Source organism: Azospirillum argentinense, assembly GCF_000632475.1.
Taxonomy (GTDB): domain Bacteria; phylum Pseudomonadota; class Alphaproteobacteria; order Azospirillales; family Azospirillaceae; genus Azospirillum; species Azospirillum baldaniorum.
The window spans coordinates 238,560-259,544 of record NZ_CP007795.1 but is presented as its reverse complement, the minus strand read 5'-3'; the positions used below and the strand labels follow the sequence as shown (position 1 = coordinate 259,544).

The following is a 20,985-nucleotide window of genomic DNA, read 5'->3' as shown; positions in this document are numbered from 1 at the left end:
TTCCGTGTCCCGTCTTTCTAGGCGCCCGCGGCGGGCGCGCGGCGGTTCACCAGCCAGATGCCGGCGCAGACCAGCAGCATCGCCGCGGCGAGGCTTCCGCTGACCCGCTCGCCCAGCAGCAGGGCGCCGGACAGCACGCCGAACAGCGGCGTCAGGAAGGTGAAGGCCGACAGGCGGGCCGCCGGGTAGCGGGCGACCAGCCAGAACCAGGCGAGGTAGGAGGCGAAGGCAACCACCACGATCTGGAAGGCGAGGCAGGCGAGCGCCAGCGGGCCGGGCGCCGTCACCCCCGCCTCGCCCATGAGAAGCGAGGCCAGCGGCATCACCGCCCCGGAGACGGCGAGCTGGTAGAACAGCACCTTGGTCGAGCTGGCGCGGACCAGCTTGCTGCCCTTGATGACCAGGGTGGTGGCCGCCCACAGCACCGCCGCCGCCAGCACCATCAGGTCGCCGATCATCTCGTGGTTCGTCGGCAGGCGCAGCCCGTCGGCGAAGGCGACGGCCACCCCGACGAAGGCGCAGACCAGCCCGGCCGCCTGGACGCCGCGCATCCGCTCCCCCGGCAGCAGCAGATGCGCGCCGACCGACACCAGGAAGGGGGCCGTGTAGAGGAACAGGATGCTGCGTGACACCGTGGTGTAGGACAGCCCGGCATAGACCAGCAGGAACTCCCCGGCGAACAGCAGCCCGGCCAGCAGACCCAGCCCCAGCGTGCCGTCCCGCTCGAACAGGCGCATGCCGCGCAGCGCCGCCCAGGCCCACAGCAGCGCCAGCGCGCCCAGCGAGCGCAACCCGCCCTGGAGCACCGGCGAGAATCCGGTCATGGCAACCTTGATGGCGACCTGCTGCAGGCCCCAGAGCAGGCAGAGCAGAACCAGCGTGGCGGAGGCGGCGCCGTCCAGCTCCGCGCGGCGTTCGGTCATGGCGATGGCGGTCATGATGATGGCTGCGGCGGCGCGGCGGTCCACCGCCATCCCCACCGCACGTCCTCCCGGTTTTTCTTCCTTCGACGTGCAGAATGGGACGGCGCCGGGAAGCCGGTCAACGAACGCCTGCGAAGGGCAGACCCGCGCGTGGGCTCGATGGCCCGGACGGACTTTTGTGCAATGCGGTATGCAGGCATGCCCATAATGCGCAGCTCACCGCCGCTCCGAGGTTCATATTGAACAGGCAATCGACAGCGCCGCCTTTGCGGCGCCCGCCCCTCCCACGGCAAATCAACACCCGAAAAGGAACGGACGTGATCCACAAGATCATGGACAAGATCGACCGCGTCATCGCCCAGAAACGCGAGAGCGGCGAGCTTGATGCTTGGCTTTCCAACGGCATGGCCCGCCGTTACTGCCAGGAACTGACGGCGTCACAGAGGCACTATTATCCTGCCCTGCTGCTCTATGTGGAACGGCACGCCGGGATTGGGTGAGGCGGTGTTTACTCCGCCGCTTTGACGACCGACCCCTCCAGCTCCGACCGGCGGGCGCGCAGGGTGGCAAGCTTCGCTTCCAGCTTGTGGATTTTCTTGTCGAGCTTCTTCGCCCGCTTGCCGTCCCTCTTGGAGACGGTGCCGCCGCGCGCGGCGATGCGGGCGTTGATCGCCGCCTTCGTCTCGTCCGGCAGGCGTTTCCAGTGCCTCACCTCCGCGCGGGTGCGGAAGCAGCCCATGCAGCGGTCCGCCGCATCGTAGCGGCAGAGCTTCGTGCAGGGATTGCGGGTGTCGTGCGTGCTCATAGCGCCATAGGATGGGTGCGGCAGGGCTGAAGGAAAAGCCCCGGCCGCCCCGTCCTGCGGACGATTCTCAAAAAAGCGGGTCTGCGATGATCAGGGCGTCACGCGCCCGGACAGGCAGGAGGCCCGCGCCCGCTCATCCACCGCCACCGCCGCGGCGCCGGCTCCCCCCTCCCCGCCATAGAGCGCGGCGGGAAGCGGCCGGCCGGTGGCCTCGCCCTCCTTGCGGTGCCAGGACAGGATGCAGGAGCACACCCGCACCGCCGCCTCGGTGGAGCCGGTGCTCTGCGCGGCGAAGGGGCTGGCCTCACAGGCCGCCAGGAACTCCCGGTTCGCGTCGGTCCGCCCACCGTCCGGCGGGTCGCCGCTGAAGACCAGCAGGGCCGCCAGCGACGCGAAGAAGAACACGAACAGCAGCGAACGCGGGTTGCGGAACACGGGCGGAACCCTTTCTTCAGGCCGAGCGGATCTGCCGCAGGAACGCACCGGCCTGCTCGCGCAGGGCCAGCGCCTGCCGGCCGAGATCGGCGGCGGCGGAGCGCACTTCCGACGCCATGGTGCCGGTCTCGTGCGCGGAGGCCGACACGTCGCGGACGCTGTGGGTCACCTCCGACGTGCGGTCGGCGGCGCGCTGGACGCTGCGGGCGATCTCACCGGTGGTGGCGTTCTGGCGGTCGGCGGACCCGGCGATGCGGCCGACCAGATCGTTCACCGCGACCACCGTGCGCCCGATGCCGCCGATGGCCGTCACCGCGCTGCCGGTCACCGCCTGAATCTCCGCGACCTGCTGGGCGATCTCGTCGGTCGCCCTGGCGGTCTGGTTGGCGAGCCCCTTCACCTCGTTGGCGACGACGGCAAAGCCCTTGCCGGCCTCCCCCGCCCGCGCCGCCTCGATGGTCGCGTTCAGCGCCAGCAGGTTGGTCTGCGCGGCGATGATCTGGATCAGCGTCACCACCTCCCCGATCTTGCCGGCGGCGGCGGCAAGGCCCTCGACCGTGTGGTTGGTGCGCTCCACCTCCTCCACCGCGTTGCGGACCATGCGGGAGGACTCGTCGATCTGGCGGGACACCTCGACAATGGACGCCGTCAGCTCTTCGGTGGCGCCGGCCACGGTCCGCACGTCGTCGCTGGCCTCGCCCGCCGCACCGCTGACCGCGGCGGCCTGCCCGCTGCTGCTCTCGGCGATGCCATGCAGGCGCTGGGCGTTGGATTCGAGCTGGGCCGTGGTGGCGCTCAGCGTCTCGACGACGCTCAGCATCGTGCCTTCGAAGTTGCGGGCAACCGCCTCCAGCGCGTCGCGGCGGTCCCGCTCGGCGCGGGCGCGCTCCTCCGCCTGAGCGGCGTCGAGCCGGGCGACCTGCTGCGCGTTCTCCTTGAAGACGCTCAGCGCCCGGGCCATGCCGCCGATCTCGTCCTTGCGGCCCAGCGCCGGAATCTCGACCGACAGGTTCCCCGTCGCCAGCCGCTCCATGGCACCGCGCATGGCGGACAGAGGGCGGAAGATGCGCCGCGACAGCAGCAGGCTGCCGCCGGCCACCAGGAGCGTCACCACGGCGCCCAGCCCCCCGATCATCGTCTGGGTGTCGCGGATCGGGGCGAAGAACTCCGCCCTCGGCACGCCGACATAGAGCACGCCGACCACCTTGCCCGAGCGGTCCTTGATCGGGTCGTAGGCGGTATAGAAGGGAACGCCCAGGATGTCGGCCTGCCCGCGGTACGGCTCCCCCCGGACCAGCACGGCGTCATAGACCGGACCCTTGGCCAGCGTGGTGCCGACGGCGCGCCCGCCGTCCGGCTTCTGGACGTTGGTGGTGACCCGCGTGTCGCCCATGAACAGGGTGGCGGTGCCGCCGACCAGCGCCTTCACCCGGTCCACCGGTTCGAAGAAACCGTTCAGCGCGCGGTCGCCGGCGTACAGCGCGCCGTCGCGGACGCTGATGTCGCGCCCGTACTGGTTCAGCACGTCCCAGGCGACGCGCATGTTGGTTTCCTGCCGCTCGACCGCCATGCGCTCCGCATAGCGGCTCAGCAACGTCTCATTGACCGCAAAGGTGGCGCTCGTCAACACGACCAATCCACCGACACACAGCGACACCGTCTTGCCCGAAAGCGACAGCGAGCCGACCCCCGTCAGCAACCCCATGGCGAACCCCCGCGCCCAATGATGCCCAGTGAATCCGAGCGTTTCGTACCCCAACGAACCGCAGCGGCATAAAAGCGTCAGAGGCTCTTAACAAATCGTTCCGGGCCGCACCACGCCTTACCTACGGCGGGGCGCGGCGCATCCTTTTTAGAGCGATTCAAATATATATGAACAGCTGTTCATATAGATTGACACCCAGACTCTCCGGCGTTAGGGTCCGCCCCGTCATTGGGGAGTAGCCACCCTCCTGCGAGAGGGGCGTGCGCCAACAGACTCGGGACCATCCTGCCTCAGGCGGTCCCGTGGCGCACGCGGCAGCCGGACAAAGTCCGGCCGGTTCGGCAAGACCGATGGTGCGGACGCTCCCGAAGGCCAACCGGGGGTAGCCGTGCTGTCGTGTCCGTTTGGCCGGAGTTCGTTGCCATGCTCGGTGTGACCTCCCTCGTCCTCGCCGTCAGCCTTTCCATGGACAGCTTCGCCGCGGCGCTGGGCCGTGGCGCCGTTCAGAAGCGTCCCGGCCTGTCCGAGGCGTTGCGGGTCGGTTTCGCCTTTGGCCTCTGCCAGCTCTCGATGGCCTCCATCGGCTGGGCGGTGGGTTCGGCCTTCGCCGGCTTCGTCCAGGCGATCGACCATTGGATCGCCTTCGGCCTGCTGCTGCTGATCGGCGGATCGATGATCCGCAACGCGCTCGCCGGGGAAGGGGACGACGAGGCCGCCGCCGCCCGCTCGGGCTGGCTGGCCCTGCTGACCGTGGCGGTGGCGACCAGCATCGATGCCAGCGCGGTGGGGGTGGGCCTCGCCATGGCGGACGTCAACATCGCGGTGACCGCCAGCCTGATCGGCGTCGTCACCTTCCTGATGGGCTTCGGCGGCGTCCTGCTGGGCCGGGCCGCCGGCCCGCTGCTGGGGCGCCGGGCGGAGCTGATCGGCGGCCTCGGCCTGCTCGCCATCGGCACCAAGATCCTGGTCGAGCACACCCTTCTGTAACGCCCAACCGCCAACGGTCGCCCTCCTCAGGCGGCGACCGCGTGGATGGTGTGGCCGGCGGCGACGGCGGCCACCGTCTGGGCGAGCAGGCCCGGACGCTCCTGAACCCGGTCGCAGACCGCGCTGAAGTCGATGGACAGCGTCCGCTCTCCACGGTCGCTCAATGCGCCGCAACGGCGCCCGGCGTGCTCCAGGGTCGCCACGGCGGCCCGGATGACCCCAGCCCCGATCTTCAACCGGCTGGCCCGCGCGGCCTCGGCGATGCGCGGCTCGTTCTGAGCCAGCCAGTGGGACAGCCCCTGCGCGGCCAGCGCGAACTCCCGCTCCAGCGCCGCCGGGTCGCACAGCACGGCACCGTTGGGCAGATGCAGCCGGCCGTTGGCCGATGGGAGCGACAGCGCCGCCGCGATGATCGCGGAGGCCAGTTCCTGCCCGGAGAAGGGCGTCGTCACACAATCACTCATCATACAAGCGTTCATCGTTTCGCTCTCCAGCAGGACCAGACGCCGGGTCAGGGCACGGACAATTGCGCGCGGGCCATGCCGCCGTGCAGCGTGTCGAAGCAGACCACGCACTCCGGCGAGTCGGCGATGTAGGCCAGAACATCCGCGTAGGGACCGTCGATGTGGATGAGTTCCGCCCCGCGATCCTCCGCCGCGCCGCGGCTGTGGGTGATCGTCAGCATGTCCATGCGCGGGCCGCGCCCACCGGTGGTCGCCGCCAGCACCGCAGCCCGCTGCCGATGATCGGAATTGCGGTGATCGGGGCGCAGGGCGACCACGACGCCGGCGGGAGCGGCATCCTCGACACCGCGGACGGCGTTCGGGCGGCTTCCGGGACGGACGGCGGAAAGGGTCTTGACCATGGCTCACCTCAAGGGCTCGGGCTGGCGATACGGACGGACTGGCTTGGCGGAAGGGGCGGACAATCGCCCCGCCTCACTGTTGGTATACCGTATCCCAGAACAATCTTAGCTTCAAGGGCGATTTTGCGAAATTTTCATCCCGCTCCGCAGCAAGACATCCTTTGACCCCAGAGTCCGGGCGGCTTTTCCGCAGGGAGGAAAAGCGGAGGCTCCGCGCTGGACAGGCGGGCGCGGGCGTGTTCAGAGGATAGGGTCGGTCACTGTCACGGGAATCGGTCCATGGACCCGGTCGCCACTTCCGTCATCCTCGTCCACGGCGCCTTCGCGGACGGCTCCGCCTGGAGCCGCGTGATCCCCCTGCTCCAGGCCCAGGGGCTGGAGGCGATCGCCGTGCAGAATCCGCTGACCTCGCTGGACGAGGACGTCGCCCATGTCCAGCGCGCCATCGACCGTGCCAAGGGACCGGTGGTGCTGGTCGGCCATTCCTGGGGTGGGGCGGTGATCACCCAGATCGGGAATCAGGACAAGGTGAAGGCGCTGGTCTATGTGGCGGCTTTCGCGCCGGGGATCGGGCAGTCGCCGAACGACACGCTGAAGCCCTTCCCGCCCTCGCCCGGACTGTCCAGCGTGTCGATGGACCGTGCGGGCTATCTGCATCTGTCGGCGGAGAGCTTGGCGGCAAACTTCGCGCAGGATGTGCCGGCGGCGGAGGCAGCGCTGCTGGCCGCGACGCAGGGGCCGGTCCATGCCGGCTGTTTCCGCACGCGGGTGACCGCCGCGGCGTGGGAGCACAAGCCGTCCTGGTACATCGTCGCCAGCGAGGACCGGATGCTTCCCCCAGCCTTCCTGCGGGCGACCGCCGAGCGCATCGGCGCGCGGACGGTGGAGATCGGGGCCAGCCACATCCCGCACGCCTCCCAGCCCGACGCGGTGGCGGCGGTGATCATCGAGGCGGCGGGCGCCCGCTGACGGGCACCCGACCGCTCCCGGTCACAGTTTCAGGGTCACGGTTTCACGGCATCATCCGGCGGCGCAGCAGGAGGCGGGCTCCGGATCGGACTCGTCGTCGTTTGCGGCGACGCAGCCGTGGGCCGTGTCCAGCAGGCGGTGGAGATAGTCGTTCCACAGCGACCCGCAGGCCGGCGCCGGCGGCGGAACGAACGGTGTCGGCGACAGGTCCAGCGGAGACGGCTCCGCGTGCCGGTCGAAGGTCATGGGCGTCTCCTCCAAATGCCACCCGCCGACCGGCGGGCGTTGGCGCTTGCTGCGCTCTGATGCGCGCCACGATAGCGGAAGTCAGTGTTCTGCACAGCCTGTTCGAAAGCCACCCCACCTCTGGCATAGAGGCCGTCATAGAAGAGGGATCGGCTGGTCAGGCCCATCATTGGCACCGATAGCTGTGCCGTGACGCCAATCCCTTTCGTCTGTTGATGAGGCGCGAAGCTGCATCGACACGGACACCGATAAGGAGAGAGGCGCGTCATGGCGAATCTTCAGAACATCCTCGGCACCCTTCTGGCGACCGGTATGGGAGGGCACAGCCGCAGGAGCCCGCAGGATCTGGGAGCGATCCTGAACCGGTCAGGGATGGGCGCCGGGCCGGCGATGCACGCCCGCAGCGGCATGGGCGTCGGCCCCATGGCCGGGCTGGGCGCGCTGGCCTATCTCGCCTACCGCGCCTATCAGGAACGGCAGCAAAATATGCCTCCGTCGGGGCCGTCCTCCGGACAGCCCTCCTCCGGACAGGCGCCGGCCCGCTCCGGGCAGCCGGGGACCAGTCCGTGGGGGGCGCCGTCGTCCGGTTCGGGCAGCACGCCGGGGGGCATCCTGGGCGGCATCCTCGGCGGGGCCAGTGCTTCCGGCGGCGGATCGCTGGGCGAACGGCTGTCCCAGGTCTTCCAGCAGCGCACCGCTCCCCCGCCCGACGCCGCCCCGTCGGGAGCCGATGAGGGCGCCTTTCCCGAACTCGCCATGGAGGACCAGCACGCCCTGCTGCTGATCCGCGCCATGATCGCCGCCGCCAACGCCGACGGCGAGATTTCCCCGGCCGAGCGCCAGCGCGTCATGTCCGCCCTGGACGAGGCCGGCGGCGGGCCGGAGGAACGGCGGATCGTGGAGCAGGAACTGTCCCAGCCGCAGTCGCTCGACTCGCTGGTCCGCTCCGTCACCGATCCGGACATGGCGGAGCAGGTCTATCTGGCCTCGCTGATGGCGGTGGACCGCGAGCATGAGGCGGAACGCGCCTATCTCACCTACCTCGCCACCCGCCTGAAGATCGCCCCGCAACGCGCCGAACAGCTCAACCAGGCGGCGTGACCGCTCCAACCGCAAAGCCCCCTTCCGCCGCCTTGCGGGAGGGGGCTTTCCATTGACCGCAGCCTATTGACCGCACTCTCTTGACCCCACGGCCACAATCGGCGCAGGGTCTTGTCCCTATCTCCGCCACCGGGACCAACACCATGCTGCTGGATGACTCCGTCGACCGTGTGCTCCGCGATCTTGAGAGCTATGGGCGCGACAACGACGCGCGCGAGGGCGACCGCGCCCGCAAGATGCTGAACCTGGAGCGCGAGACGGCGGAGCTTCTCCACATCCTGGTGCGCAGCGGGCGCCGCCGCCGGGTGCTGGAGATCGGCACATCCAATGGCGTCAGCACCCTGTGGCTCGCCGCGGCGTTGCAGGCCGTCGGCGCCACGGACCCCCTGACCAGCATCGAGCGCGATCCGGGCAAGAGCGCGCAGGCCGCCACCAACCTGGAGCGCGCCGGGCTGGCCAGCCGCGTCAACCTGCTGGTCGGCGACGCGACGGAGACGGTGGCCGGGCTGGACGGCCCCTTCGACTGTGTCTTCTTCGACGCCGACCGCTGGAGCGCCCCGGAGCAGCTTCGCCTGCTGCTGCCGAAGCTGGAGCCGGATTGCCTGCTGCTGGCCGACAACGCCCTGTCGCACCCGCAGGAGATCGCCGGCTACATCGCGGCGGTGGACGCCCTGCCCGGCTTCGGCTCCACCATCTTCCCGGTGGGCAAGGGGCTGCACGTCGCCTGCCGCCCCTGACCTCACCACACGTCAGGCCGTTTCGCTCGCCAGCATTTCCGCGGCCAGCCGGCTGACGGCGGGGTAGTCGGTCTTGCCGGTGCCGAGCAGGGGGATCGTCTCCACCCGCAGCACGTCGCGGGGAATGGCGATCTCCGGCGCGCCCTTGGCCTTGGCCGCCGCCGCCAGCGCGTCGCGCGTCAGGCTGGCGCCGGCGGTGACCAGGACGATCCGCTCCCCGCGCCGGGCGTCCGGCAGGGAGACCGCGGCGTGGGTGGCGTCCGGCGCGGCCTGGAGCGCCAGTTCCTCGACCAGCCCCAGCGGGACCATCTCCCCGGCCACCTTGGCGAAGCGCTTGACGCGTCCGACGATGCGGATGAAGCCGTCGGCGTCGATGTCCACGATGTCGCCGGTGTCGTGCCAGCCGTCCTCCGGCGGTTCCACCACGCCGGGGTTGTCGGCGCGCATGTAGCCCTTCATCACGTTCGGCCCGCGCACCCGCAGCCGCCCACCGACCGGCACGCCGGGGACCGGCAGCAGCTCCGTCTCGATGCCGGGCAGGGCCTGCCCGACCGTGCCGGGGCGGAAGCGCGCCGGCGTGTTGACCGCGATCACCGGGGAGGTCTCGGTGGTGCCGTAGCCCTCCAGCAGATGCACGCGCAGCCGTTCCGTGTAGGTGCGGCGCGTCTCCTCCTGCAACCGCTCGGCCCCGGCGAAGACCAGCCGCAGCGAGCGGAAGTCGTAGGGGTCCGCCGCCCGCGCCCAGGCGTTCAGGAAGAAGTCCGTGCCGAACAGCACCGTGGCGTTGGTCTGGTAGACCAGTTCCGGGATCAGCCGGACATGGCGCGGGTTGGGGTAGAGCACCGTCTTCACCCCGTTCAGGATCGGCAGCAGCATCCCGCCGAGCAGCCCGAAGGAGTGGAAGACCGGCAGGCAGTTGAACACCACGTCCTGCCGCGTGAAGTCGACGACGGAGGCCACCTGCGCCATGTTGGCGAGCAGATTGTCGTGGGTCAGCGCCACGCCCTTGGGCGGCCCCTCCGACCCCGAGGTGAAGAGGATCGCCGCCACGTCGTCCGGCTCCCCTTGCTCCGGCAGGAAGCGTTCCGGCGCCACCGACGCGGCCAGCGCCCGCAGCTTGTCGCCGATGCCCAGCCCGCGCTTCACGTCCTCCAGATAGACGATGCTGTGCTCGGCGGCGAGCGCCTCGACCAGCGGGCCGAGCCGTCCCATCTCCACGAAGCGGGCCGACGTGACGATGCGGCGCAGCCCGGCGGCGCGGCAGGCGGCCTTGATGGCCTCCGCCCCGGCGGTGAAGTTCAGCATCGCCGCCGGCCGCCCGTAGGCCGCCAGCCCGAAGAACACCGCCGCGGTCGGCGAAGCGGTCGGCAGCAGCACGCCCACCGCCTCGCCCGGTTCGGTACCACGGGCCAGGATGCGGCCCAGCACCAGGGAGCGCGCGGTCAGGGCGCGGTAGGACAGCGTCGTGAAGTCACCGTCCTGCACCGCCGCCTTGCCCCAGCCGGTCTTCCGTCCGGCCTCCAGCAAGGCGAGCGCCAGCGTGTCGCGCCGCTGCCCGGCCGCGAAGACGGTTTCCGTCATGACGCGCGACAGCCAGGACTTCAGCGCCGCCCGCCGCTTCTTGCCGGCCAGACCCGTCACGTCCGGGGTGGCGACCGGCGGCATGACCGTGATGGTGATCCGCGGGAACAGGCCCAGCCGCAGCCGCCCGTGCATCCGCGACAGGATCGAGCGCTGCGCCCCCTCGATGCAGACCGGCACGATGGGGCAGCCCGCCTTATCGGCCAGCATGCCGGGGCCGCCGTTGATCTTCATCAGCGAGCCGGTGACGGTGATCCGCCCCTCCGGGAAGATGCAGATCTTGTGGCCCTCGGCCAGGCTGCGGGCGAGCAGGCGCGTGCCCATCGGCTTGGTCGGGTCGATGGTCACATGGTCGGCCAGCGCCAGGAAGGGCTTGGCCCAGGCCTGCTGCGCGATGAAGCTGTCCACGGCGAAGCGCATCCCCGGCAGGAAGGCGGCGAGCAGCGCGCCGTCGAGGAAGGACTGGTGGTTCGGCGTGACGACGGCCGCACCCTCCAGCCGCTCCAGATGCTCGGCGCCGCGCAGCTCGACCCGGAAGGCCAGCCGGAAAAAGGCGCGGGCCAGCGCCCGCCCCAGTCCCACCGCGTCGATGGCGAGCGCCAGGACGACGGCGGCCAGCATGCTCGCCCCGCCCCAGGCGGCGACGGTCAGCGGTGTCACGCCCAGCGCCAGCATGGCCGCCGCGATGCCCGAGCCGACCACCATGAACAGCGCGTTGACCACGTTGGCTGCCGCGATCACCCGCGCGCGGGCCGAGGCCGCCGCGCGATGCTGGATCAGCGCGTAGAGCGGCACGGCGAAGGCGCCGCCCGCGGCGGCGATCAGGAACAGGTCGGCCAGCAGCGGCATCGCCCAGGGCTGGGCCAGCAGCGCCAGCGCCGACAGCGGCTCCGCCGACGGCGCGTCGGGCGTCAGGAAGGGCAGCGCCGCACCGGCCACCGCCGCGACGAGGCCCGCCAGGGCGGCGCGCCGCGCGTCGGCGCGCGACGGCACCCGGTGACCCAGCCCGGCATAGACCGAGCCGACCGCCACGCCGACGGCGAAGACCGCCAGAAGCAGGGTCGCCCCCTCGCTGTCGGTGCCCAGCGTTTCCCGCGCGATGGCCGGGAACTGCGCCATGACGACCGCGCCGACGCCCCAGAAGACGGAGATGCCGTAGATCGCCAGCATCGACACGCGGTCCTGCGCGGTGGCGCGCAGAACGCGCAGGGTGACCGACACCGGGTTCAGCCCGACGCGCACCGTCCGGTCGGCGTTGCCCGCCCGCGGGATCAGCAGCGACGCCGCCAGCCCGCCCAGCGCCGTCGCCCCGAGCAGCCCCGGAAGCGCCAGCGGGTGGGCCAGGGCGAGCGAGCCGCCGGCGATGGTGCCGAGCAGGATCGCCACGAAGGTCCCGGCCTCCACCAGACCGTTGCCGGCGGTCAGCTCTTCCGGCTTCAGCAAATCAGGGAGCAGGCCATACTTGACCGGCCCGAAGACGGTGGAATGGGCGCCCATGCCGACCAGCGCGACGACCAGCACGCCGAGGTCGGCGCGCAGGATGCCCCATGCGGCGATCGTCATCAGGCCGATCTCCGCCACCTTCACCGCGCGGGCGATCAGCGTGCGGTCGAACCGGTCGGCCAGCTGGCCGGCGGTCGCCGAGAACAGCAGGAAGGGCACAGTGAAGGCCGCCGCGGCGAGCGTCGAGATCAGCGCGCCGTCTCCCGCCGTTCCCGCCATGCCGTAGACGGCCAGGACCGCGATGGCGCCGCGCAGCACGTTGTCGCCGAAGGCGCCGAGGAACTGCGTCACGAACAGCGGCAGGAAGCGCCGCGTGGCGAGAAGACCGAGTTCGCCCATGGCTCAAGTTTCCTTTCCGGTGGACAGGCCGCGCAGCAGCGCGTCGGCGACCGTGTCGGCCAGCGTGCCGAGCGGGGCCGTCTGCCGTCCGTAAACGTGCGACTGGATGTTGAGGACAATGGCGCCGATCACGGTGTGGGCCAGCGCCTCGCGATCAGCGTCGACGATGCTCCCCTCCGCGATGCCGTCGCCGACGATGGCGCAGACCACGTCCACCGGCGTCTCCAACTTGTCTTTCATCAGGGCGGGCACCAGCGGCAGCGCGTCGTGCTGCGACAGCAGCAGGAAGCGCGCGCGGTCCGGCGCCGCCTCGACCAGCCCGAAGGCCCAGGCGATGACGCGGCGCAGCCGCTCCGCCGCCGAGCCGGTCCCCGCCGCCTCGCGCAGGCTGTGCGACAGGGCGGTGTATTCGGCGGCGAACAGGGCGGCGGCGAGATCCTCCTTGCTGGCCCAATGGCGGTACAGCGCCCCCTCCGACACCCCGGCGGCGCGGGCGATGTCCTTGATGGTGGTCGCCTTCACCCCCTTCTGGGCGAACAGCGCGATGGCGGCGTCCCGGACCTTGTTGCGTGCGTCGCTGCGGGCATCTTTGGACATGGCGCTTCCGTTCGTGACGTCTGTCATGAGTGAACGTTCACTCACATCCTGCACGGAACCGGTCTGCGCTGCAAGGGTGATGTGTCGGCACCGCATCGCCACGCGCTTTGCACGGCGGGTGCTTTTTTGGGCAAGATCATTCGCACACACTCATGAAACACAGGGAACCAGGGACATGGTGAGGACGATCGACGGGACGGAGGCGCTGACGGCCGACATGACCGCGTGGCGGCGCGACCTGCACGCCCACCCGGAAACGGCCTTCGAGGAGGAGCGGACCAGCGATTTCGTGGCGGAGAAGCTGGCCTCCTTCGGGCTGGAGGTTCACCGCGGCCTTGCCAAGACCGGCGTGGTCGGCGTGCTGCGCAACGGCGAGGGGCCGGCGGTCGCCTTCCGCGCCGACATGGACGCCCTGCACATCCACGAGCAGACCAACCTGCCCCACGCCTCCCGCAATTCGGGGCGCATGCACGCCTGCGGGCATGACGGGCACACGGCGATGCTGCTGGGCGCGGCGCGCCACCTGTCGGCGCATCCGAACTTCCATGGCACCATCGCCTTCGTCTTCCAGCCTGCGGAGGAGAACGAGGGCGGCGGGCGCGTGATGGTCGAGGACGGGCTGTTCGAGAAATTCCCCGTCGAACAGGTCTACGGCATGCACAACTGGCCGGGGTTGGAGGTCGGCAAGATCGCGCTGCGCCCCGGCCCGATCATGGCCGCCTACGACATCTTCGAGCTGACCCTGACCGGCAAGGGCACCCACGCCGCCATGCCCCATCTGGGCACCGACACGATCCTGGCCGGCACCCAGATCGTCAACGCTTGGCAGACCATCGCCAGCCGCAGCGTGCATCCCGTCGATTCCGCCGTGGTCAGCGTCACGCAGTTCCACGCGGGCGACACGTGGAATGTCCTTCCGGCCACCGCCGTCCTGCGTGGAACCACCCGCACCTTCCGCAAGGAGGTGCAGGACATGGTGGAGCGGCGCATGGGCGAGTTGGCGAAGGCCATCGCGGGCGGCTTCGGGGTCGAGGCGGAGATGCGCTACGAGCGCCGTTACCCCTCCACGGTGAACGAGGCCGGGGCGACCGAACTGGCCCGCCGCGCCGCCGCCGGAGTCGTCGGCGAATCGGGGCTGGACCTGGACCCGATGCCCAGCATGGGGGCTGAGGACTTCGCCTTCATGCTGCAGCAGCGGCCGGGCTGCTACGTCTGGGTCGGCGCCGGGCCGTCGGACGGCGGGCGCAACCTGCACAGCCCGCATTACGACTTCAACGACGCGGTTCTGCCCATCGGCCTCAGCTATTGGGTGCGGCTGGCCGAGACCGTGCTGCCGCGCGCGGCGTGATGGCAAGCGCATCTCGAGTTCCCTCTCCCCTCTGGGGAGAGGGTTAGGGTGAGGGGGTTGCGCGTGTTGGTGTGTTCGGCAAAAGCGCATCCCCCTCACCGGCCCTACGGGCCACCCTCTCCCCAGAGGGGAGAGGGTTACAAAGGTCACCGCGATCATTACGGTCACCTTTGTAAAAATCATTCCTATCTCCCTATGGTTTGCGTATAAAACAGGAAAATTACCGCGTCCTCGCTATGGTAATTGCCCGGGTATGCAATTTGTCCCATGATCGGGCCGATTTCACCCGACAGACGTGGGACAAGGCACGGTGAAGGCGATAGAGAACAAGACCGGTGTTCCTGGAACCGGCGGCATCTGGCAGCGGCCCGACTCCCTGTGGGAAGCCACGGCTCCGCCGCCGCCCGCCCTTCCGGTGCTTGAACACGCGGTGGAGGCCGACCTGCTGGTAATCGGCGGCGGCTTCACCGGCCTGTCGGCGGCCCTGCACGCCGCCGAATCGGGCAAGCGCGCCATCGTTCTGGAGGCGTCGGAGATCGGGCGCGGCGCGTCCGGGCGCAACAACGGGCAGGTCATCCCGACCCTGACCCGCCCCGATCCCGAGGACCTCGTCGCCAAATTCGGGCCGGAACGGGGCGAGCGCTTCGTCGCGCTGATCCGCGACAGCGCCGAGACCCTGTTCGCCCTGATTCGCCGTCTGGGCATCGACTGCGCGGCCGAGCAGACCGGCTGGGTGCAGCCCGTCCATTCGCCGGGCCGCATCGCCATCGCCGAACGGCGGGCGAAGCAGTGGGGCAGTCGCGGCGCTCCGGTGGAGCTTCTCGACCGCGCCGGCATTTCGGCCCTGCTGGGCACCGACGTCTATTACGGCGGCTGGATGAACCGCAGCGGCGGCCACATCAACCCGCTGGCCCTGGCCCGCGGGCTGGCCGGCAAGGCGGTGGAGGCCGGCGCGTCGGTCTTCATCAACTCTCCGGTCCTTTCGGTGGAGCGGCGCGGCGACCGCTGGGTCGCCCGGACGCCGGCCGGCACGGTGACCGCCCATGCCCTGGTGCTGGGCACCAACGGCTACACTGCCGCCGTCTTCCCGGAGATCCGCACGGAGGTCGTGCCGGTCCTGTCCTGGCAGATGGCCACCCAGCCGCTGGACGAAGCGCAGCGGCGCAGCATCCTGCCCGGCCGTCAGGCCATGTCGGACACCCACGGCGACCTGCGCTTCATGCGCTACACCGCCGACCACCGGCTGGTCAGCGGCGGCGCACTGCTGGTTCCCATCGACGGGGCCGACCGGCTGCGCCGCATCGTCGGCCTGCGTCTGGCCTCCATGTTCCCGACCTTGCGCGGCCTGCGGTTCGACCATGTGTGGAACGGGCGGATCGCCATGACCACCGACTACACCCCGCGGGTCCATCAGCTCGGCCCCAACGCCTTCACCTGGGCGGGCTGCAACGGGCGCGGCGTCGCCCTGTCCGTCTCGCTGGGGCGGGAGCTGGCCTACGCCGCGCTGGGCCGCGATCCGGCGGAGCTGGCGCTGCCGCTGACCGAGCCGCGCCCCCTGCCCTTCAACGACCTGCTGCAACGCATCGGGCCGTTCAAACTCCTGCAATACCGCTGGAACGACATCCGGGAAATCTGACGATGACTGAAGACACCAAGCCGCCGGCCTTTGCACCCGCCGCTGGCGCCGCCCCGGACCACGCCACGCAGCTGCGCAACGCCTACGCCATGCGGGCCGCGTCCTACGCCCACATGTTCGACGTGCTGCGCGAGCGCTACGGCACCGAGACGGCGCTGGACATCGGGCGCGAGGCGACCCGCCGCCTGGGCGAGGCGATGGGTGTGAAGTACGCGGCGCACGGCCCCGACGACCTCGCCGGCCTGTGCCACGCCTTCCTCGACGGCATCCCGAACCGCGATTCCATGTTCGCGCCGGAGATCAAGCGCTGCGACGGCAACGCGCTGGAAATCCATTTCCACCGCTGTCCCCTGAAGGAGGCGTGGCAGGCCCAGGGCAAGTCCGACGAGGATCTGGAACTGCTCTGCAACATGGCCGGCGCCATCGACGGCGGCCTGTTCGAGGCGGCCGGCTTCGTCTTCCGCGGCGAGACCTGGAAGCCCGGCGACGAAGGCTGTTGCCGCCTGAAGGTCCTGCCCGGCCCCAAGGCCGCCTGAGCCGAGCAAGCCCCCCAACCGTACGACGCTGCCCAACACCGGCCTCGAAGCCGGCCTTCACAAGAAAGGTTCACCCGCGATGACCGCCCTGAAGACCGCCTCCCTCGCCGCCCTCATGACAGCCGCGCTGGCTGGCACCGCCTTGGCCGCCGACACCGTGAAGATCGGCTACCAGCTGCCGCTGACCGGCGAGACCGCCCAGTACGGCCAGGATTTCCGCAAGGCCGCCGAGATCGCCCTGGCCGAGTTCAACGCGTCCGGCAAGCCCTTCAAGGCGGAGATCGTCTTCGAGGACAGCCGCTCCGACGCCAAGGAGGGCACCAACATCGCCCGCAAGTTCGTGGACGACAAGGCGATTGTCGGCGTGCTGGGCGACTTCACCTCGGGCGTGTCGATGGCCTCGGCCCAGGTCTACAAGGACGCCGGGATGCCGCAGCTCTCGCAGACGGCCTCGCACCCCGACTACACCAAGGTTTCCAAGTACCAGTTCCGCAACATCGCCACCCAGGCGCAGGAAGGCCCCTACAACGCCAAGTGGATGCTGTCCAAGGGCTACAAGAACATCGCCGTCATCGCCGAGCAGACCGACTGGGGTCAGTCCGTCGTCTCCGGCTTCACCGACGGCGTAAAGGCCAACGGCGGCACGGTGGTCTTCTCCGAGTTCTTCAACCGCGGCCTGAAGGATTACCGTTCGCTGATCAGCAAGCTGGAGCGCGCGAAGCCGGACGCCATCTACACCGGCTTCTTCTACGAGGACGGCGCGCAGTTCTTGCGTCAGGTGCAGCAGCTCGGCATCAAGACGCCGGTCTACTCGACCTCGGCCGCTTACAGCCCGAAGCTGATCGAGCTGGCCGGCGAAGCCGCGGAGGGCGTGCACCTGACCTCCAACTTCCTGCCGACCGATCCGGCCCCGCACATCCAGCATTTCGTGACGGAGTGGAAGGCCGCCTCCAACGGCGCGGTTCCGGGCCAGTTCCCGGCCCAGGCCTATGACGCCGTGCGCATCATGCTGGCTGCGGTCGAAAAGGCCTACCCGAACCCGACCCGCGAGAAGGTGCGCGACGCCCTGGCCGAGACCAAGGACTTCCCCGGCGTGACCGGCAAGACCAGCTTCAGCGCCGACCGCGAAGCCGAGAAGGAGCTGGTGAAGGTCGAGGTCAAGGGCGGCGCCTTCGTGCCGGTCGCCGACTGACCGCTTCGTACAGACCGACCCGATAAGACAACGATCTCCAGCGAACGGCCCGCATGATCGACCCCTACTACCTCCAGCAGCTCGCCATCGGGCTGTCGCTGGGGATGACCTACGCGCTGATGGCGATCGGCTTCACGCTGATCTTCGGCGTGCTGAACGTCGTCAACTTCGCCCATGGCGAGGTCTATACGCTGGGCGCCTTCGCCGGGCTGGTGCTGATTTCCGCGACGGCCCCGCCGATCTTCGCGGTGATCTTCATCGCCCTGGCGATCGGCGCCATGGCCGGATTCTCGCTGGAGCGGATCGCCTTCAAACCCTTCCGCCGCTTCACCGACGAAGCGTCGCTGAAGTCGCGGGCGATGCGCGAATCCACCCTGCTGTCCTCGCTCGCCGTGTCCATCGTGGTGCGCGAGGCGCTGGAGATCGTGTTCGGGTCGCAGATGCGCTCCGTCCCGTTCGAGTATCTCATCAACACGCCGGTGCGCATCGGGCCGGTGATCCTGGTGACCGGCGACTTCATCATCTTCGGCGTCGCCGCGGCGATGCTGATCGGTCTCCAGTATCTGCTGACCCGCACCCGCATCGGCCTGTCGATCCGGGCGGTGTCGAACAACCCGCTGGGCGCCAAGTATGTCGGCATCGACACCGACCGCACCATCATCATGACCTTCGTCGTCGGCTCGATGATGGGGGCGGCGGCCGGCATCCTGACCGGGCTCTATTACGGCGCCATCTTCCCCGCCATGGGCTTCGTGCCGGGCATCAAGGCCTTCGTCGCCATGGTGATGGGCGGGTTGTCCTCGATCCCCGGTGCGGTGATCTGCGCCCTGATCCTGGGCATCTCGGAGAGCATGGCGACGACCTTCGTGTCGTCGGGCTGGTCGGACATGGTCGCCTACGGCTTCCTGATCCTGACCCTGATCTTCTTCCCCAACGGACTGTTTGGAGCGCGCCGTGAACGTGTCTGACCTGTCGGCGCCGCGGCGCGGGCAAGGCGCTCTGATTCCGCTCCTGCTCGCCCTGCTGGTCTTTGTCGGGCTGCCGGCCGTGCTGGCCGGCTTCGACCGCGGCTATTTCTACCAGATCGCCAATCTGGCGCTGATCTTCATCCTGCTGTCCGCCTCCATGCATCTGGTCACCGGGGTGGCCGGGCTGCTTCATCTCGGGCACGCCGCCTTCTATGGGGTCGGCGCCTACACCGCCGCCCTGCTGTCCACCAAGTTCGGGCTGGGCTTCACGGTGACGCTGCCGCTGTCCGGTCTGGTGGCGGCGCTGATCGCCTTCCTGGTGGCGCTGCCGACCATGCGGCTGGTCAGCATCTATTTCGCCGTGGCGACGCTGGCCATCGGGCAGATGCTCTATCTGGTCATGCTGAACTGGGTGGAGTTCACCAAGGGCCCCAACGGCATCATCGTCACCAAGGGGCTGGAGCTGTTCGGCTTCAGCCTGTCGGGCCGGCTGGCCACCTACTACACGGTGGCGACGGTGGTGGCGCTGTGCGTGCTGGCGATCGGGCGGCTCAGCCACTCCTATTACGGCAACGCCCTGCGCTCGATCCGCGAGGACGACCAATGCGCCGACGCCATGGGGGTCAGCACGGCGCGCCTGAAGATGGAGGCCTTCACGCTGTCGGCCTTCTTCGCCGGGGTGGCCGGCAGCCTGTGGGCGCACATGACCGGCTACATCTCGCCGGGCGACTTCAAGTTCTCCGAATCCATCCTGATCCTGGCGATGGTGGTGGTGGGCGGCCTGGGCAGCCTGCCCGGCGCGGTGATCGGCGCGCTTCTGCTGATCCTGCTGCCGGAAGGGCTGCGCGCCTTCGGCGACTTCCGCAACATCATGGTCGGTCTGGTGATGTTCCTGTCGATCCTGCTGCTGCCGAAGGGCCTGCTGGGCGAGGTCTCCGCGCTCCAGCTCGCGCGGCGCCAGCTGGGGGCGGCGTGGCGCAACACCGTGAAGGGCGAAGGGATCGGCTGGCGATGACCCATCTTCTCGACATCCGCAACGTCAGCCGCCGCTTCGGCGGCGTGCTGGCGGTGAACGACGTGACCGGCCATGTGGACGAGGGCGAGCTGGTCGGGCTGATCGGTCCCAACGGCGCCGGCAAGACCACCCTGTTTAACCTGATCTCCGGCTTCACGCCGCTGTCGTCGGGCACCGTCGCCTTCGACGGCAGGACCATCAGCGGGCTGAAGACCAACCAGGTGGCCCGGCTGGGCATCAGTCGCACCTTCCAGAACCTGCGCGTCTTCCCGAACATGTCGGTCTTCGACAACGTGTCGGTGGGCGCGGTCGGCGCGCTGCCGCAGGGGGCGCTGGGGGCGCTGTTCGGCTCCCTCGCCGGGGGCGGCGCCCGCTCCGCCGAGATCAGCCGGCGCACCTGGGAAGCGCTGGAGGCCGTCGGCCTAACCCATGTGGCGGGTGAACTGGCGGCCAACCTGCCCTACGGCCAGCGCAAGTATCTGGAGATCGCCCGCGCGCTGGCGATGCAGCCGCGCTTCCTGATCCTCGACGAGCCCGCCGCCGGCCTGAACGACACCGAGACCCGAGCGTTGGCCGACTTCATCAAGCGGCTGCACAGCACCGGCCTGACCATCATGCTGGTGGAACACGACATGACCCTGGTCATGAGCATCTGCCAGCGCATCCTGGTGCTCGCCTCCGGCCGCAAGATCGCCGACGGCCCGCCCGACGCCATCCGCCGCGATCCGGCGGTCTTGGAAGCCTATCTGGGGGTGGACGCATGAGCCAGCCGCACTCCGACGCGCCGATCCTCGCGATCGAGAACCTGCACGTCACCATGGGGCCGCAGGAGATCCTGCACGGCATCGACCTGACCGTGGCGCAGGGCGCCATCGTCGCCGTGCTGGGCTCCAACGGCGTCGGCAAGACGACGCTGATGCGGGCCATCTCGGGCGTCTACCGGGCGAGCCGGGGCGGCATCGCCTTCCGCGGCGAGCCCATCGCCAACCTGCCCGCCCACCGCATCGTCAAGCTCGGCCTGTCGCAGGCGCCGGAAGGCCGCCAGATCTTCTCCAACATGAGCGTGCGGGAGAATCTGGTGCTCGGCGGTGGCGACATCGGGCTCGGCGAACTCGACCGGATGCTCGACATGTTCCCGGTCCTGAGGGAGCGCCTGCGCCAGAACGCCGGGTCGCTGTCGGGCGGCGAGCAGCAGATGCTGTGCATCGCCCGCGCCCTGATGCGCCGTCCGGCCCTGCTTCTGCTCGACGAACCGTCGCTGGGGCTGGCCCCGATGGTGGTCGCCCAAATCTTCGATCTGGTGCAGCGCATCCGGGCGGAGGGCGTGTCGATCCTGCTGGTCGAGCAGAACGCCCGCGCCGCCCTGCGGGTCGCCGACCACGCGGCGGTGATGGAGGACGGGCGCATCGTGCTGGCCGGACCGGCCGCCCAGCTCCGCGACGATCCCCGCATCGCCGAAGCCTATCTCGGCGGGCATGCGCATTGACGGCTTCTTGA

General features: G+C 69.7%; 22 protein-coding genes and 1 riboswitch. Of the genes, 13 read left to right on the top strand and 9 right to left on the bottom strand.

Features of this window, described 5'->3' with window-relative positions; genetic code table 11:
* Positions 1 to 17 precede the first annotated feature (17 nt).
* Positions 18 to 923 carry a DMT family transporter gene (locus tag ABAZ39_RS23735; protein ID WP_040137184.1) on the bottom strand — a complete coding sequence of 302 codons (906 nt, stop codon included), beginning with the start codon at positions 921 to 923 and terminating at the stop codon, positions 18 to 20.
* A gap of 317 nt (positions 924 to 1,240) precedes the next feature.
* Between ABAZ39_RS23735 and ABAZ39_RS23730 the strand changes: the two genes are divergently transcribed.
* Positions 1,241 to 1,423: a hypothetical protein gene (locus tag ABAZ39_RS23730; protein ID WP_040136312.1), complete on the top strand. Its 183-nt coding sequence runs from the start codon at positions 1,241 to 1,243 to the stop codon at positions 1,421 to 1,423.
* Between the two features lie 8 nt (positions 1,424 to 1,431).
* Here ABAZ39_RS23730 and ABAZ39_RS23725 read toward each other — a convergent pair whose 3' ends face one another.
* The 3 genes from ABAZ39_RS23725 to ABAZ39_RS23715 form a co-directional block, all read right to left on the bottom strand.
* Entirely contained in the window at positions 1,432 to 1,728 is a 297-nt protein-coding gene (locus tag ABAZ39_RS23725) for a DUF1289 domain-containing protein (protein ID WP_040136310.1), read from the bottom strand.
* Positions 1,729 to 1,818: 90 nt separating this feature from the next.
* Positions 1,819 to 2,163, bottom strand: coding sequence for a hypothetical protein (locus tag ABAZ39_RS23720; protein ID WP_040136307.1), 345 nt, complete (start codon positions 2,161 to 2,163; stop codon positions 1,819 to 1,821).
* 16 nt (positions 2,164 to 2,179) lie between these two features.
* Positions 2,180 to 3,868: a methyl-accepting chemotaxis protein gene (locus tag ABAZ39_RS23715; protein ID WP_040136305.1), complete on the bottom strand. Its 1,689-nt coding sequence runs from the start codon at positions 3,866 to 3,868 to the stop codon at positions 2,180 to 2,182.
* A 218-nt stretch (positions 3,869 to 4,086) separates the two neighbouring features.
* Positions 4,087 to 4,208: riboswitch (yybP-ykoY riboswitch) on the top strand.
* Positions 4,209 to 4,291: 83 nt separating this feature from the next.
* On the opposite strand from ABAZ39_RS23715, the gene ABAZ39_RS23710 reads away from it, so the two are divergent.
* Positions 4,292 to 4,855 carry a manganese efflux pump MntP gene (locus tag ABAZ39_RS23710; protein ID WP_040136303.1) on the top strand — a complete coding sequence of 188 codons (564 nt, stop codon included), beginning with the start codon at positions 4,292 to 4,294 and terminating at the stop codon, positions 4,853 to 4,855.
* Between the two features lie 26 nt (positions 4,856 to 4,881).
* Here the strand turns inward: ABAZ39_RS23710 and ABAZ39_RS23705 are convergent, their stop codons facing one another.
* Together ABAZ39_RS23705 and ABAZ39_RS23700 are read right to left on the bottom strand one after the other, a co-directional pair.
* Positions 4,882 to 5,307, bottom strand: coding sequence for a hypothetical protein (locus ABAZ39_RS23705; protein ID WP_040136301.1), 426 nt, complete (start codon positions 5,305 to 5,307; stop codon positions 4,882 to 4,884).
* A gap of 59 nt (positions 5,308 to 5,366) precedes the next feature.
* Positions 5,367 to 5,720 (bottom strand): hypothetical protein, encoded by a 354-nt coding sequence (locus tag ABAZ39_RS23700; RefSeq protein ID WP_040136299.1) that lies wholly within the window; start codon positions 5,718 to 5,720, stop codon positions 5,367 to 5,369.
* A gap of 279 nt (positions 5,721 to 5,999) precedes the next feature.
* On the opposite strand from ABAZ39_RS23700, the gene ABAZ39_RS23695 reads away from it, so the two are divergent.
* Complete coding sequence (locus tag ABAZ39_RS23695) at positions 6,000 to 6,689, top strand: alpha/beta fold hydrolase (RefSeq protein ID WP_040136298.1); 690 nt, start codon at positions 6,000 to 6,002, stop codon at positions 6,687 to 6,689.
* A 51-nt stretch (positions 6,690 to 6,740) separates the two neighbouring features.
* Here ABAZ39_RS23695 and ABAZ39_RS23690 read toward each other — a convergent pair whose 3' ends face one another.
* Entirely contained in the window at positions 6,741 to 6,935 is a 195-nt protein-coding gene (locus ABAZ39_RS23690; RefSeq protein WP_040136296.1) for a hypothetical protein, read from the bottom strand.
* A 267-nt stretch (positions 6,936 to 7,202) separates the two neighbouring features.
* Between ABAZ39_RS23690 and ABAZ39_RS23685 the strand changes: the two genes are divergently transcribed.
* Positions 7,203 to 8,036: a tellurite resistance TerB family protein gene (locus ABAZ39_RS23685; RefSeq protein ID WP_040136293.1), complete on the top strand. Its 834-nt coding sequence runs from the start codon at positions 7,203 to 7,205 to the stop codon at positions 8,034 to 8,036.
* A gap of 143 nt (positions 8,037 to 8,179) precedes the next feature.
* Complete coding sequence (locus ABAZ39_RS23680; protein ID WP_040136291.1) at positions 8,180 to 8,773, top strand: O-methyltransferase; 594 nt, start codon at positions 8,180 to 8,182, stop codon at positions 8,771 to 8,773.
* 12 nt (positions 8,774 to 8,785) lie between these two features.
* Here the strand turns inward: ABAZ39_RS23680 and ABAZ39_RS23675 are convergent, their stop codons facing one another.
* Positions 8,786 to 12,196: an acyl-[ACP]--phospholipid O-acyltransferase gene (locus ABAZ39_RS23675; RefSeq protein WP_040136289.1), complete on the bottom strand. Its 3,411-nt coding sequence runs from the start codon at positions 12,194 to 12,196 to the stop codon at positions 8,786 to 8,788.
* A 3-nt stretch (positions 12,197 to 12,199) separates the two neighbouring features.
* A complete protein-coding gene (locus ABAZ39_RS23670) occupies positions 12,200 to 12,793 on the bottom strand; it encodes a TetR/AcrR family transcriptional regulator (protein WP_040136287.1) in 594 nt (197 codons plus the stop codon).
* A gap of 175 nt (positions 12,794 to 12,968) precedes the next feature.
* On the opposite strand from ABAZ39_RS23670, the gene ABAZ39_RS23665 reads away from it, so the two are divergent.
* The 8 genes from ABAZ39_RS23665 (at position 12,969) to ABAZ39_RS23630 (ending at position 20,974) form a co-directional block, all read left to right on the top strand.
* Positions 12,969 to 14,141 carry a M20 aminoacylase family protein gene (locus ABAZ39_RS23665; RefSeq protein ID WP_040136286.1) on the top strand — a complete coding sequence of 391 codons (1,173 nt, stop codon included), beginning with the start codon at positions 12,969 to 12,971 and terminating at the stop codon, positions 14,139 to 14,141.
* Positions 14,142 to 14,451: 310 nt separating this feature from the next.
* Positions 14,452 to 15,777, top strand: coding sequence for an NAD(P)/FAD-dependent oxidoreductase (locus ABAZ39_RS23660; RefSeq protein ID WP_081863290.1), 1,326 nt, complete (start codon positions 14,452 to 14,454; stop codon positions 15,775 to 15,777).
* Positions 15,778 to 15,779: 2 nt separating this feature from the next.
* Complete coding sequence (locus ABAZ39_RS23655) at positions 15,780 to 16,313, top strand: L-2-amino-thiazoline-4-carboxylic acid hydrolase (RefSeq protein ID WP_040136284.1); 534 nt, start codon at positions 15,780 to 15,782, stop codon at positions 16,311 to 16,313.
* Positions 16,314 to 16,392: 79 nt separating this feature from the next.
* On the top strand, positions 16,393 to 17,505 hold the full coding sequence (locus tag ABAZ39_RS23650; protein WP_040136281.1) for an ABC transporter substrate-binding protein: 1,113 nt from the start codon (positions 16,393 to 16,395) through the stop codon (positions 17,503 to 17,505).
* Positions 17,506 to 17,558: 53 nt separating this feature from the next.
* The gene (locus ABAZ39_RS23645) at positions 17,559 to 18,473 is read left to right on the top strand and encodes a branched-chain amino acid ABC transporter permease (RefSeq protein WP_040136279.1); all 915 of its coding nucleotides are present in this window, start codon (positions 17,559 to 17,561) and stop codon (positions 18,471 to 18,473) included.
* Positions 18,460 to 19,488 (top strand): branched-chain amino acid ABC transporter permease, encoded by a 1,029-nt coding sequence (locus ABAZ39_RS23640; RefSeq protein ID WP_199228224.1) that lies wholly within the window; start codon positions 18,460 to 18,462, stop codon positions 19,486 to 19,488. The genes ABAZ39_RS23645 and ABAZ39_RS23640 overlap by 14 nt, the downstream gene beginning before the upstream one ends.
* Positions 19,485 to 20,252 (top strand): ABC transporter ATP-binding protein, encoded by a 768-nt coding sequence (locus tag ABAZ39_RS23635; RefSeq protein WP_040136277.1) that lies wholly within the window; start codon positions 19,485 to 19,487, stop codon positions 20,250 to 20,252. Before ABAZ39_RS23640 ends, ABAZ39_RS23635 begins: the two co-directional genes overlap by 4 nt.
* Positions 20,249 to 20,974 (top strand): ABC transporter ATP-binding protein, encoded by a 726-nt coding sequence (locus ABAZ39_RS23630; protein ID WP_040136275.1) that lies wholly within the window; start codon positions 20,249 to 20,251, stop codon positions 20,972 to 20,974. Before ABAZ39_RS23635 ends, ABAZ39_RS23630 begins: the two co-directional genes overlap by 4 nt.
* Positions 20,975 to 20,985: the final 11 nt, after the last annotated feature.